The following is a 12,635-nucleotide window of genomic DNA, read 5'->3' as shown; positions in this document are numbered from 1 at the left end:
AGAACGGCGCTTCCCAAAAGCGTCGCCTTGAGTCCCTATGCGAGCGAACGATCCAGCCCGGGGGGACGGCGCGATGGAAACGGGGACTGAGAAGGCGGGCTGGTCGGGCGCCGGATGGGCGCGCCTGGCGATCGGCCTGGTCCAGGGCGTGGCGCTCTACGCCCTGCACCGGGCCATGGAGGCCAAGGCCTGGCCCGCGACCGAACCGGCCCTGTTCGAGGCCCTGGTCTACGCCTGGGCCTTCATTCCGATCTTGCTGCTGGGCGGCCTGGGCGACATGCGCCGGGTCACGCTCGCGGTCTGGGCGGTGGTCGCCACAGCGGTCGCGGTGGGCCTGGGCCTGCACCATGTGCTGCGCGAGGCGCCCGGGACGAACTTCCAGTACCTGCACGGCGGGGCGGGAATCTTCGTCGCCGCCGTCCTGTTCATCGGCCACCACCTGGTCCAGGGCGCCGACACCGCGCGCCGGCCGATCGCGCCCTATCCGGTTTATTTCGACGCCGCCTGGAAGCACGGCGTGCAGCTGGCCCTGGCCGGGGCCTTCACCGGCGTGTTCTGGCTGGTGCTGCTGCTGGGCGCGGCCCTGTTCAAGCTGATCGGCCTGGACTTCCTGGAGAAGCTGATCCGTGAGGAGTGGTTCGCCGTGCCGGGCACGACGGTGGCCTTCGCCGCGGCCGTGCACCTGACCGACGTGAAGGCCGGGGTGATCCGCGGCGTGCGCACCGTGGCGCTCACCCTGCTGTCCTGGCTGATGCCGCTGATGGGCCTGATCGCGGTCGGCTTCCTGGTCGCCCTGCCGTTCACCGGCCTGAAGCTGCTGTGGGCCACCGGCCACGCCGCGGCCCTGGTGCTGGCGGCGGCCGCCGTGCTGATCATCCTGCTCAACGCCGCCTACCAGGACGGCGCGGACGCCCGCACGCCCGCGGTGCTGAAGTGGGCCGGGCGGGTCACCGCGCTCGCCGTCGCCCCGCTGGTGGCCATCGCCGCCTACGGGGTCTGGCTGCGCGTCGGCCAGTACGGCCTGACCCCGGACCGGGTGGTCGCCTCCGCCTGCGCCCTGGTCGGGGCCTGCTACGCCGTGGGCTACGCCATGGCGGCGCTGAAGCCGGGCGCCTGGCTGAAGCCGCTGGAGGCCACCAACGTCGCCACCGCCTTCGTGGCCATCGGCGTGCTGGTCGCCCTGTTCACGCCGCTGGCCGACCCGGCCCGCATCGCCGTGGCCGACCAGGTGCGCCGCCTGGAGGCCGGGAAGATCGCCCCGGACAAGTTCGACTACGGCTTCTTGCGCTTCGACGGCGCCAGGTGGGGCCGCGCCGAGCTGGAGCGGCTGAAGGCCCACGCCACAGGGCCGAACGCCAAGGTGATCTCGGAGAAGGCCGCCGAAGCGCTGAAACTGGAATACCGCTACCAGCGCGACGAGCAGCGCCCGCAGTTCGACGCCGACCGGATCACCGTCTGGCCGAAGGGCCGCACCTTGCCCGACGGCTTCGTGAAGCAGGCCTGGGACGCCGGCGACGGCTGGTCGCCCTGCATCCAGGGCGGCGACCGCGCCTGCGACGCCTTCTTCGCCGACCTCGACGCCGACGGGACCGAGGAGGTCCTGCTCAGCCCTGGCTACCAGCTGAACGTCTACCGCTTCGCCGACGGCCGCTGGACAAAGGCCGGCGACCTGAACGCCGGCGGCTGCCCGGGCGTGGCCGAGGCGCTGAAGGCCGGCAAGTTCAAGGTGGCCGAGCCGAAGTGGAAGGACCTGGAGGTCGCCGGCCAGCACCTGCGCCTGCAGGGCGACGGCTGCGAGCCGCAACCGGAGGTGAAGGCGGCGTCCAAGTAGGGCTCCAAGTAGGGCTCCCGTTCAGCGGGTCGGCGCCTCGGCCGTCACTCCGGGGCGTGGCAGACGAATTCCACTAGCCGCCCGTCGGGGTCGCGCAGGAAGCTGGCGTAATAGTGGGCGTGCACCTGGGGCATGAGGGCGGCGGGGCGGTCGAGCTTGCCGCCGGGCGCCTCGCGCCCTGCTTCGAAGCAGGCCGACACCAGGGCCCGGGTCGGGGCGGCGAAGGCGTAGTGGGCCTTCTCGGCCGTGGCCGCGCCGTGGACCAGGAAGAAGTCGAGGCCGTGGGCGTCGCCGAAGCCCTTCTTGATCTCTTCGTCGACCTTCAGGCTGTAGCCCAGCGGAGCGAGCACCCTGGCGTAAAAAGCGGTCGCGAGATCGAGCTGTTGGGTGCGCAATTCAAGATGGTCGAGCATGACCGTGGTCCACGCTGGCTGCCGGGAGGAAGCGGCACCATATCGGCGCGGTCGTGCGGAAGGGGCGCAAACTCGGGCCCGTGCTTGCGCGAATTCGTCATGGGGAAGCCGATGATCGACAGCTTCGACGCGCGTCTGCTGGCGGCGCTGCAGGCGGACAACCAGCAGACCGGGGCCGAGCTGGCGGACCAGGTGGGGCTCTCGTCGGCCGCCTGCCTGCGCCGCGCCCAGCGGTTGCGGGAGCGGGGGGTGATCACCGCCGACGTGTCGCTGGTGGCGCCGGAGAAGGTCGGACGCAGCCTGACCATGATCGTGCTCGTGGAGCTGGAGCGCGAACAGGCGGAGCGGGTCGAGGCCTTCAAGGCCGCGATGTCCGCCGCGCCCGAGGTCATGCAGTGCTGGTACGTGACCGGGCGGGCCGATTTCGTCCTGACCCTTACCGTGCGCGATATGGCCGACTATCAGGCGTTCTCGGCGCGGTTCTTCGACGATCCCAACATCCGGGGATTTGAGACCCTGGTCGCCATGGACCGCGTCAAGTTCGGCGGCGCCGTGCCTGTCGGCTAGCCCCGGTCAGCCGGCGTCGAACGCCAGGTGGTGCAACACCACCGCGCTGGTGGCCGCCACGTTCAGCGAGTCGAACCCGCCGGCCATCGGGATGCGCACCGACCGCGTGCGGGTCAGCACCTCGGCCGGCAGGCCGGGGCCTTCCGTGCCGAACAGGGCGGCGACCTTGGCCGGCCGGCGCAGCTCCGACAGCACGGTCTGGCCCGACGGGCTCAGCGCGATGGTCTCGAACCCGTGGGCCGAGAGCAGGGCGACCGGATCGGCCCCGGGCTGAAGCCGCGTCCACGGGACCAGCAGGGTCGCGCCGACCGACACTCGGATCGCCTTGCGGTACAAAGGATCGCAGCTGGTGGCGTCCAGCAGCACCGCGTCGGCCCCGAAGGCGGCGGCGTTGCGGAACACGCCTCCGACATTGTCGTGGTTGGCCAGGCCGTGGAGCACCACCACTGTCGCCCGCTCAGGCAGGCCGGCCAGCAGCGCGTCGGGCGAGGGCAGGGGCGCCCGTTCGCCCACCGCCAGAATCCCGCGGTGCAGGTGGAAGCCGGCGATGGCGTCCAGCACCGGCTGGGCGGCGACATAGACCGGGACCGCGTCGGGCAGGTCGGCCAGCAGGGGCTCCAGCCTGGCCCGCCGCTTCTCGGCGATCAGCACCGACTGCGGCCGGTGCGGCGACAGGCGGATCAGCTTCTCCAGCACCACTTCGCCCTCGGCCATGAAGCCGGCGCGGCCCGCCAGGTCGCGCTCGCGCACGTCGCGATAGGGCGCCGCGCGCGGGTCGTCGGGATCGGCGAGGGAGACGAAATGCGGCACGGCGGGTTTCGGGGGTCTGCGGGCGGCTCGCTTATGCCGTGGCCGCAAGGCGGAGGACAGTGATGAAGATCGATCTCACGTCCAGGACGGCGGTGGTCACCGGCTCCACCCGCGGCATCGGGCTGGCGATCGCCAAGGGACTGGCGGAGTCCGGTGCGGCCGTGGTGGTCAACGGCCGCAGGCAGGCCGATGTCGACGCCGCCATCGCCGCGGTCCGCCGACATGCGCCCGGCGCCGAGGTGCGCGGGGTCGCCGCCGACCTGGGGACGGCCCAAGGCTGCGAGGCCCTGGCCGCCGCCGAGCCTTCGACCGACATCCTGGTCAACAACGTCGGCGTGTTCGGCCCACACGACTTCTTCGAGGTTCCCGATTCGGAGTGGGAGCGGTTCTTCGCGGTCAACGTGATGTCGGGCGTGCGCCTGTCGCGCGCCTACCTGCCGGCCATGGCCGAGCGCGGCTGGGGGCGGGTGATCTTCCTGTCCTCGGAATCCGCCCTGAACATCCCGGTCGAGATGATCCACTACGGCCTGACCAAGACCGCCGACCTGGCGCTGTCGCGGGGGCTGGCCAAGCGCATGGCCGGCACCGGGGTGACGGTGAACGCCGTCCTGCCGGGACCGACCCTGTCGGACGGCGTGGCCGACATGCTGAAGGAGGTCCGCGAGAAGACGGGCAAGTCGGCCGAGGAGGCGGCGAACGAGTTCGTGATGACCCATCGCTCCACCTCGATCATCCGCCGCGCGGCCACGGTCGAGGAGGTCGCCAATCTGGTCGTCTACGTCGCCTCGCCGCAGGCGTCGGCGACCACCGGCGCGGCGCTCAGGGTCGACGGCGGCGTGCTCGATACGATCGCCTGACCCGAGGGCGCCTGACCCGAGGACGGTTGTCCTTGCGCCCGGCGCAGGGTTTGATCCGCGCCTTTGTCGCAGCCGGGAGCAAGTCGGGTGGCCTGGGAGTTCTGGATCGATCGCGGCGGCACCTTCACCGACGTGGTGGCGCGCGCGCCCGACGGCCGGCTTCTCACCCGCAAGTTCCTGTCCGAGAACCCCGGCCGCTACCGCGACGCGGCGGTGGCCGCCATCCGCGACGTGCTGGGCGCGAGCGGCGACGCCATCGCCGCGGTGAAGATGGGCACCACGGTCGCCACCAACGCGCTGCTGGAGCGCAAGGGCGAGCCGACCGTGCTGATCACCACCCGGGGCTTCGCCGACGCGCTCAGGATCGGCTGGCAGAGCCGGCCGGACCTGTTCGCCCGCCACATCGTCCTGCCCGACCTGCTGTATTCGGAGGTGGTCGAGATCAGCGAGCGGGTCACCGCCGAGGGCGAAGTGCTCACGCCCCTGGACGAGGCGGCCGCCCGCGCCGCCCTGACGGCGGCCCACGCCAGGGGCTTCCGCGCCGCGGCCATCGTGCTGATGCACGGCTGGCGCTTCCACGATCACGAGGCCCGACTGGCCGAGATCGCCCGCGAGGTCGGCTTCGAGCAGGTCTCGGTCAGCCACGAGGTCGCGGCTTTGATCAAGCTGGTCGGCCGGGGCGACACCACGGTGGCCGACGCCTACCTGTCGCCGGAGCTGCGCCGCTACGTCGACCAGGTGGGCGACGAGCTGGGCCGCGAGGTGCGGCTGCTGTTCATGCAGTCCAACGGCGGCCTGGCCGAGGCGAGGAGCTTCCGCGGCAAGGACGCGGTGCTGTCCGGACCCGCCGGCGGCATCGTCGGCATGGCCGCCACCGCCGAGCAGGCCGGCTTCGAGCGCGTGATCGGCTTCGACATGGGCGGCACCTCCACCGACGTGTCGCACTACGCCGGCGAGTACGAGCGCGCCTACGAGACCACGGTGGCCGGCGTGCGCCTGCGCGCGCCCATGCTGCACATCCACACGGTGGCGGCCGGCGGCGGCTCGATCTGCAGCTTCGACGGCGCGCGCTTCCGCGTCGGACCGGAGTCGGCCGGGGCCGTGCCGGGGCCGGCCTGCTACCGCCGCGGCGGGCCGCTGACCGTCACCGACTGCAACGTCATGCTGGGCAAGGTGCAGCCGGCCTTCTTCCCGCACGTGTTCGGCGAGGGCGGCGACCAGCCGCTGGACCGTGACGTGGTCGAGAAGAAGTTCGCCGAGCTGGCCGCGGAGGTCTCGCAATCGACCGGACGCGAGGTCACGGGCGCGGAGGTCGCCGACGGCTTCCTGACCGTCGCCGTCCACAACATGGCCGAGGCGATCAAGAAGATCTCGGTCCAGCGCGGCTACGACGTCAGCCGCTACGTGCTGGCCTGCTTCGGCGGGGCCGGCGGCCAGCACGCCTGCCTGGTGGCGGACGCTCTGGGCATGACCCGGGTGATGATCCACCCGCTGGCCGGCGTGCTGTCGGCCTACGGCATGGGCCTGGCGGCGCTGCGGGTGATGCGCGAGGCGACGGTCGAGGCGCCGCTGGAGACGGCCGGCGAGCTGGCCGCGCAGGTCGACGGTCTGGCGGAGGCCGCCCGTGCCGCCCTGGTCGGCCAGGGGGTGCCGCTGCGCTCGACCGAGGTGCTGACCCGCGCCCAGGTGAAGTACGCCGGCACCGACTCGGCGCTGACCGTGCCGTTCGGCTCGGCCGAGGCGCTGAAGGCGGCCTTCGAGGACGCCCACCGCCGCCGCTTCGGCTTCGTCGCGCCGGAGAAGGCGCTCATCGTCGAGCAGGTCTCGGCCGAGGCGGTCGGCCAGCCCCAGGGCGGCGGCGTGCCGGCGGCCGAAGTGTCCGGGACCGGCCACGACCCGATCGCCCGGGTGGACGTGCGCATGGCGGGCGTCCACCACGACACCCCCGTCTACGACCGCGAGACCCTGGCCGTCGGCGTGGAAATCCATGGCCCGGCGATCGTCCGGGAGCCCACCGCCACCACGGTGGTCGAGCCCGGCTGGCGCGCTACGGTCGACGCGCACGCCAACCTGATCCTGGAGCGGGTCGTGCCGCTGTCCGGGACCAAGGCGGTCGGCACCGACGTCGATCCGGTCATGCTGGAGGTGTTCAACAGCCGCTTCATGGCGGTGGCCGAGCAGATGGGCTTCGCCCTGCAGAACACGGCCTATTCGGTCAACATCAAGGAGCGCCTGGACTTCTCCTGCGCCCTGTTCGACGCGACCGGCGCCCTGATCGCCAACGCCCCGCACATCCCGGTGCACCTGGGCTCCATGGGCGAGAGCGTGCGCACCATCCTGCGTTCGCGCGGCGAGGGGCGCGACGGCCGCGGCCTGAAGCCCGGCGACGTCTACATGCTGAACGCGCCCTACAACGGCGGCACCCACCTGCCGGACGTGACCGTGATCACCCCGGTGTTCCTGGAGTGCGACGCCGAGCCGGCCTTCTTCGTCGCCGCCCGCGGCCACCACGCCGACATCGGCGGGATCACGCCGGGCTCCATGCCGCCCATGAGCCGCACGGTCGAGGAGGAGGGCGTACTGATCGACGACTTCCTGCTGATCGACCAGGGCCGCCTCTGCGAAGCCGAGACGCGCGCCCTGCTGGGCTCGGGCCGCTGGCCGTCGCGAAATCCCGACCAGAACCTGGCCGACCTGAAGGCCCAGGTCGCCGCCTGCGCCAAGGGGGCGGAGGAGCTCCGATCCATGGTCGCCCAGTTCGGCCGGCCGGTGGTCGACGCCTACATGGGCCACGTCCAGGCCAACGCCGAGGAGTCGGTGCGGCGGGTGCTGGACGTGCTGCACGACGGCGAGTTCGCGGTCGAGATGGACGACGGCGCGACCATCCGGGTGAAGATCACCGTCGACAAGGCGGCGCGGCACGCCACGGTCGACTTCACCGGCACCAGCGCCCAGCTGGACGGCAACTTCAACGCGCCGCTGTCGATCACCCGGGCGGCGGTGCTGTACGTCTTCCGCACCCTGATCGACGACGCCATCCCGCTGAACGAGGGCTGCCTGAAGCCGATCGACCTGATCGTGCCGGAGGGCTCCATGCTCAACCCGCGCTATCCGGCCGCGGTGGTGGCCGGCAACGTCGAGACCAGCCAGGCGGTGTGCGACGTGCTCTACGGGGCGCTGGGCGTGCTGGCCGCCGCCCAGGGCACGATGAACAACTTCACCTTCGGCGACGACCGGCGGCAGTACTACGAGACCATCTGCGGCGGCTCGGGCGCGGGACCGGACTTCGACGGCGCCTCAGCCGTGCAGACCCACATGACCAATAGCCGGCTGACCGACCCGGAGGTGCTGGAGACCCGCTTCCCGGTGCTGGTCGAGGCCTTCTCGATCCGTCGCGGCTCCGGCGGCGCCGGCGCGCATCGCGGCGGCGACGGGGTGGTGCGGAAGATCCGCTTCCTGGAGCCGATGACCGCCGGCATCCTCTCCAATCGCAGGCGCGTGCCGCCGTTCGGCCTGAAGGGCGGCGAGCCCGCCGCGGTCGGGGTGAACCGGGTCGAGCGGGCCGACGGGACGGTCGAAAAGCTGGCCGGCACCGCCGCGGTCGAGATGGCGCCGGGCGACGTCTTCGTGATCGAGACGCCGGGCGGGGGAGGGTACGGAAAGGCTTAGGCCCGCGCCGCTCTCCACATCGTCGCCCTCGGGCTTGTCCCGAGGGCCCATGGTTCAGCTTGCGCCGCGACTTCGAGTGGCTCGCAGCCGTATCCGAAGCGTGTGGCTCCCACGGGCAGCGTACCGGTACGATGGGCCCTCGGGACAAGCCCGAGGGTGACGAAGAATGGCGCTGTGCCGTCTCCGCCCTACCGCACGTAAGACGCCGCGTTGATGTCGATGGTCGTGCCCGTCGCGTGGTCGGCCAGGCCGCTGGCCAGGAACACCACGGTGGGCGCGACGTCTTCCGGCTCCGTCAGGCGGGCGAGCGCGATGTCGTTCAGGGCGTAATCCTCGCCGTACTGGTCGATGAAGTCCTGGGCCATTTCGGTGCGGGTGAAGCCCGGCGCGACCACGAAGGCGGTCACCCCGGCCTTGCCGAAGCCGCGCGCGATCGAGCGGGTCAGGGCCACCATGCCGCCCTTCGAGGCCGCATAGGCCAGGTAGTCGGGCGTGTCGCCGCGGAAGGCCGCGCGCGAGGCGATGTTGACGATCCGCCCGCCCCCGTGGGCCTGGAAATGCGCCACCGCCGAGCGGCAGAGCAGGCCCGCGGCTGTCAGGTTCACGGCCATCGTCCGCTCCCAGTCGGCCAGCCAGGTCTCGCTGTCGAGCGGCGAACCGATCGCCACGCCGGCGTTGTTGACCAGCACGTCCACGCGGCCGAACCGGTCGGTCACCTCCGTCCACAGCCGCGCGCAGGCGGCCGGGTCGGCCAGGTCCGCGCCGAACGTCTCGGCGCCGCCGCCGATCTCGGCCGCCAGCGCCTCGGCCTCGGCCCGCTTCCGGGCGTAGTGCACCGCCACCCGCGCGCCCGAGGCGGCCATGGCGCGGGCGATGGCCGCGCCGATGCCGCGGCTCGCGCCGGTGACCAGCACCGTCTTCGTCGCAAGATTGATCTGCATTGAACGACCCCCGCAAACCCGCGTCGCTTCGAGCCGTAGCGTATTCGGTCAAACCGCGCGATGGTGCGGCCCGCGCACTCTGGGGAGGGCCATGCTGGTTCTGTTGGGAATTGCGGTGGTGGTGGTGGGCTTCGTCGCCCGCCTCAATCCGCTGCTGGTCATCCTCGTCGCCGCCCTGGTCACCGGCGTCGCTGCGGCGTGGGCCCCGGGCGTGAGCGTCCAGGAGCTGCTGCTGGCCGCGCAACACACGGTCGAGGCCTTCGGCAAGGCGTTCAAGGAGAACCGCTTCGTCAGCGTAGTCTGGCTGGTGCTCCCCGTCATCGGCCTCTTGGAGCGGGCCGGCCTGCAGGAGCGCGCCCGCACCCTGGTCTCCAAGGTCGCCGCCGCAACCACGGGCCGGCTGCTGCTGATCTACCTGGTCATCCGCCAGATCGGCGCGGCCGTCGGCCTGAAGGATCTGGGCGGCCACGCCCAGATGGTCCGCCCGCTGGTCGCCCCCATGGCCGAGGGCGCGGCCGAGAACCGCTACGGCGCCCTGCCGGAGAAGACCCGCTTCCGCATCCGCAGCTTCGCGGCGGCCACGGACAACATCGGCCTGTTCTTCGGCGAGGACATCTTCATCGCCATCGCCTCGATCCTGCTGATCAAGGGCTTCCTCGAGCAGAACGGCATCCTGGTCGAGCCGCTGCACCTGTCGGTCTGGGCCATCCCGACCGCCATCGCCGCCCTGCTGATCCACGGCGCGCGCCTGGCCCTGTTCGACAAGCGCCTGGAACGCGAACTGGCGTCCGCGCCGACGCCGAACGGCGCGCCGCAGCCGGAGGCGGCGGAATGATCACCCTCGATCACGTCTACGTCCTGGCGGGCGTCATGTTCGCGGCGGTGTCGTTCCTGAGCCTGCGGGACCGCGCAAATCCCAAGCGGATCCGCACCGCCCTGTTCTGGGGCCTGCTGGCGCTGAGCTTCCTGATCGGCGGCCAGCTCAGCGACCTCGGCAACGGCGTGCTGGTCATCGGCCTGGCCCTGCTCGCCGGCTTCGGCGGGCTCGGCAAGGGCGCGCCCGTCACCACCACGCCGGAGGAGCGCCGGGCCAGCGCCGAGAAGCGCGGCGACGGCCTGTTCCTGCCGGCCCTGATCATTCCGGTGACGGCGCTGGCCGGCACCTTCATCTTCAAGACGTTGGTGGTCGGCGGCCACCCCGTGGTCGATCCCAAGCAGGCGACCCTGATCTCGCTGGCTCTGGGCGTGGTGCTGGCCCTGTCGGTGGCCATGCTGTGGCTGCGGCCCAGGCCGTCCGCGCCTCTGCAGGAGGGCCGCCGCCTGCTCGACACCATCGGCTGGGCGGCGATCCTGCCCCAGATGCTGGCTTCGCTGGGCGCGGTGTTCGCCCTCAACGGCGTCGGCGACGCGGTCGGCCAGCTGGTCGGGACCTACCTGCCGCTCGACACCCCGATCGCGGCGGTGGCCGCCTATTGCCTGGGCATGGCCCTGTTCACGGTGGTGATGGGCAACGCCTTCGCCGCCTTCCCGGTGATGACCGCCGCCGTCGGCCTGCCGCTGATCGTCGGCAAGTTCGGCGGCGATCCGGCCGTGGTCGGCGCGATCGGCATGCTGTCCGGCTTCTGCGGCACCCTGCTGACGCCCATGGCCGCCAACTTCAACGTGGTGCCGGCCAACCTGCTGGAGCTGCCCGACCGCAACGCCGTGCTGAACGGGGTGATCCGGGCCCAGATCCCGACCGCGCTTCCGCTGCTCGCGGTCAACGTCCTGCTGATGTACCTGCTCGCCTTCCGATGACCCTCGACCTCTCGACCGCCTCGCGGTTCGCCTCCATCGCGCTCGGCCACGTCGTCCGCGAGTACCCGCACAAGCTCGACCACGTCATGGCCGGGCCGCACGACGTGCGCGAGCCGCACGACCTGCACCCGGTGTTCTACGGCAGCTTCGACTGGCACTCGTGCGTGCACGGCTTCTGGCTGCTCATGCGGCTCTACCGCCGCTTCCCGGACCTGCCGGAGGCCAAGCGCATCCGCGACCTGGCCGACGCCCAGTTCACCGAGGAAAAGGTCGCCGTCGAGGTCGCCTACCTGGCCCGACCCGAGAGCCGCGGCTTCGAGCGCCCCTACGGCTGGGCCTGGCTCTTGATGCTGGCCGCCGAGCTGGAGCGCCACGAGAGCGTCGAGGGCCGCCGGTGGGCCCGCGCGCTGAAGCCGCTGGCCCTGGCCTTCGCCGACCGCTTCGTTCAGTTCCTGCCCAAGGCCACCTATCCGGTGCGGGCCGGCACCCACTTCAACACCGCCTTCGCGCTCGCGCTGGCGATCGAATACGCCGACCTGGTCGGCGACGACGGCCTGGCCGCCCTGTGCCGCGAGCGGGCGCTGATCTGGTACGGCCGCGACGCGGGCTGCCAGGCCTGGGAGCCGTCGCAGGACGACTTCCTCTCGCCGGCCCTGGTCGAGGCCGAGTGCATGCGCCGCGTGCTGGATCGGGCCGACTTCCGCGCCTGGTTCGGCCGTTTCCTGCCGCAGCTGGCCGAAGGCGAGCCTTCGACCCTGTTCCGCCCGGCCGTGGTCAGCGACCGCACCGACGGCAAGATCGCTCACCTGGACGGCCTGAACCTGTCGCGCGCCTGGTGCTGGCGCGGGATCGCCTCGGGCCTGGACGCCGGCGATCCGATCGGCGAGATCGCCGGCCGCGCGGCCGAGCTGCACCTGGACGCCAGCCTGCCCCACGTGGCCGGCGACTACATGGGCGAGCACTGGCTGGCGACCTTCGCCCTGCTGGCGCTGGAGGGGTAAGGCTCCATGGCATGGGGCGTTCGCCTAGTGGGGCATGATTTTGATCTGCTCGACTGGCAGGAAGAACTCCGGCAGCCGTTCGATCCGTGGGTCGAAGTTATAGAAGACCAGAGTCCGCTGTACGTCCTTAGGAGTTCGATTTTTGCGAGCTCTGCGGACGCGTCTGAGGCTCGGGCGCGGGCGAAGTCGCTCGTTGAGCGTCTGAATGGCGCCATGGCGCTGGCGCGGGGTTCTGAGCCCGTGCAGGTCGGTGCTGTTGTCGAGTTTGTGCAAGGGCACCATCGCCTACATCACTTCCTTGAAGTGCAATCGGGGCGGTTCAGGATGCGGGGAGCGGTCGTTGATCTGATCGTCAGCGGCCCAGAAGGAGCGCTAGTCCCGCCGCCTCCGCCGGCGAGGTCGGATGCGCAGAAGTTGAATGAAGCTGCGGGCGCAGTGGATGCATCCACTCTTGATCGAGCAGAGCTTGTGGCCGACCTGCTTGCCCAGGTCGGCCGTGCCGGAAACTGGTACGAAGTCTACAAAGTCTTCGAGCTGGCCGAAAAGCTCTGTGGGGGCAAATCAGCCCTTAAGGCTAGGTTGGAGAGCGATCCCGAGCGATACGAAATCGCTCGGGCAACGGCGAACCACCACCGACACGCTCGATACTATTATAAGCCTGACATCCCCGCCGAATTTGGTGAGGCTATCTCGATTGCGCGGGATGCTGCCAAGCGTGCGTTGGAGGTCGCCGCCGCGGCCTAAGCGAG

The 12,635-nt window shown here is 71.2% G+C and carries 11 protein-coding genes; 8 read left to right on the top strand and 3 right to left on the bottom strand.

What is annotated here, in order from left to right; translation table 11 throughout:
* Positions 1-73 precede the first annotated feature (73 nt).
* The gene (locus H8B08_RS17370; protein WP_187451458.1) at positions 74-1,831 is read left to right on the top strand and encodes a DUF4153 domain-containing protein; all 1,758 of its coding nucleotides are present in this window, start codon (positions 74-76) and stop codon (positions 1,829-1,831) included.
* Positions 1,832-1,875: 44 nt separating this feature from the next.
* On the opposite strand, the gene H8B08_RS17365 is transcribed toward H8B08_RS17370, so the two are convergent.
* Positions 1,876-2,244 carry a VOC family protein gene (locus tag H8B08_RS17365; RefSeq protein WP_187451457.1) on the bottom strand — a complete coding sequence of 123 codons (369 nt, stop codon included), beginning with the start codon at positions 2,242-2,244 and terminating at the stop codon, positions 1,876-1,878.
* Between the two features lie 111 nt (positions 2,245-2,355).
* Here H8B08_RS17365 and H8B08_RS17360 point away from each other — a divergent pair, with 111 nt between their 5' ends.
* Entirely contained in the window at positions 2,356-2,811 is a 456-nt protein-coding gene (locus H8B08_RS17360; protein WP_187451456.1) for an Lrp/AsnC family transcriptional regulator, read from the top strand.
* Between the two features lie 6 nt (positions 2,812-2,817).
* Here H8B08_RS17360 and H8B08_RS17355 read toward each other — a convergent pair whose 3' ends face one another.
* Positions 2,818-3,621, bottom strand: a complete 804-nt coding sequence (locus H8B08_RS17355; protein WP_187451455.1) for an RNA methyltransferase — start codon at positions 3,619-3,621, stop codon at positions 2,818-2,820.
* 62 nt (positions 3,622-3,683) lie between these two features.
* On the opposite strand from H8B08_RS17355, the gene H8B08_RS17350 reads away from it, so the two are divergent.
* On the top strand, positions 3,684-4,478 hold the full coding sequence (locus H8B08_RS17350; RefSeq protein WP_187451454.1) for an SDR family NAD(P)-dependent oxidoreductase: 795 nt from the start codon (positions 3,684-3,686) through the stop codon (positions 4,476-4,478).
* Positions 4,479-4,565: 87 nt separating this feature from the next.
* On the top strand, positions 4,566-8,147 hold the full coding sequence (locus H8B08_RS17345) for a hydantoinase B/oxoprolinase family protein (RefSeq protein WP_370545519.1): 3,582 nt from the start codon (positions 4,566-4,568) through the stop codon (positions 8,145-8,147).
* A gap of 188 nt (positions 8,148-8,335) precedes the next feature.
* Here H8B08_RS17345 and H8B08_RS17340 read toward each other — a convergent pair whose 3' ends face one another.
* Complete coding sequence (locus H8B08_RS17340) at positions 8,336-9,088, bottom strand: SDR family NAD(P)-dependent oxidoreductase (RefSeq protein WP_187451452.1); 753 nt, start codon at positions 9,086-9,088, stop codon at positions 8,336-8,338.
* Positions 9,089-9,179: 91 nt separating this feature from the next.
* Here H8B08_RS17340 and H8B08_RS17335 point away from each other — a divergent pair, with 91 nt between their 5' ends.
* Genes H8B08_RS17335 through H8B08_RS17320 form a run of 4 tightly spaced genes read left to right on the top strand, consistent with a single transcriptional unit; the run spans position 9,180 to position 12,630 of the window.
* A complete protein-coding gene (locus tag H8B08_RS17335) occupies positions 9,180-9,923 on the top strand; it encodes a DUF969 domain-containing protein (protein ID WP_187451451.1) in 744 nt (247 codons plus the stop codon).
* The gene (locus tag H8B08_RS17330; RefSeq protein WP_187451450.1) at positions 9,920-10,885 is read left to right on the top strand and encodes a DUF979 domain-containing protein; all 966 of its coding nucleotides are present in this window, start codon (positions 9,920-9,922) and stop codon (positions 10,883-10,885) included. Before H8B08_RS17335 ends, H8B08_RS17330 begins: the two co-directional genes overlap by 4 nt.
* Positions 10,882-11,886 carry a DUF2891 domain-containing protein gene (locus H8B08_RS17325; RefSeq protein WP_187451449.1) on the top strand — a complete coding sequence of 335 codons (1,005 nt, stop codon included), beginning with the start codon at positions 10,882-10,884 and terminating at the stop codon, positions 11,884-11,886. Before H8B08_RS17330 ends, H8B08_RS17325 begins: the two co-directional genes overlap by 4 nt.
* Positions 11,887-11,892: 6 nt before the next feature.
* Complete coding sequence (locus H8B08_RS17320; protein ID WP_187451448.1) at positions 11,893-12,630, top strand: hypothetical protein; 738 nt, start codon at positions 11,893-11,895, stop codon at positions 12,628-12,630.
* Positions 12,631-12,635: the final 5 nt, after the last annotated feature.

Source organism: Caulobacter sp. 17J80-11 (assembly GCF_014349105.1).
Classification (GTDB): Bacteria; Pseudomonadota; Alphaproteobacteria; order Caulobacterales; family Caulobacteraceae; genus 17J80-11.
This window is presented reverse-complemented; position numbering and strand designations above follow the sequence as displayed.

Bases quoted from the DNA above. Each gene is read 5' to 3' on its own strand.
- H8B08_RS17370 (WP_187451458.1), top strand. From the start codon at position 74: ATGGAAACGGGGACTGAGAAGGCGGGCTGGTCGGGCGCCGGATGGGCG.
- H8B08_RS17365 (WP_187451457.1), bottom strand. From the start codon at position 2,244: ATGCTCGACCATCTTGAATTGCGCACCCAACAGCTCGATCTCGCGACC.
- H8B08_RS17360 (WP_187451456.1), top strand. From the start codon at position 2,356: ATGATCGACAGCTTCGACGCGCGTCTGCTGGCGGCGCTGCAGGCGGAC.
- H8B08_RS17350 (WP_187451454.1), top strand. From the start codon at position 3,684: ATGAAGATCGATCTCACGTCCAGGACGGCGGTGGTCACCGGCTCCACC.
- H8B08_RS17340 (WP_187451452.1), bottom strand. From the start codon at position 9,088: ATGCAGATCAATCTTGCGACGAAGACGGTGCTGGTCACCGGCGCGAGC.
- H8B08_RS17335 (WP_187451451.1), top strand. From the start codon at position 9,180: ATGCTGGTTCTGTTGGGAATTGCGGTGGTGGTGGTGGGCTTCGTCGCC.
- H8B08_RS17330 (WP_187451450.1), top strand. From the start codon at position 9,920: ATGATCACCCTCGATCACGTCTACGTCCTGGCGGGCGTCATGTTCGCG.
- H8B08_RS17325 (WP_187451449.1), top strand. From the start codon at position 10,882: ATGACCCTCGACCTCTCGACCGCCTCGCGGTTCGCCTCCATCGCGCTC.
- H8B08_RS17320 (WP_187451448.1), top strand. From the start codon at position 11,893: ATGGCATGGGGCGTTCGCCTAGTGGGGCATGATTTTGATCTGCTCGAC.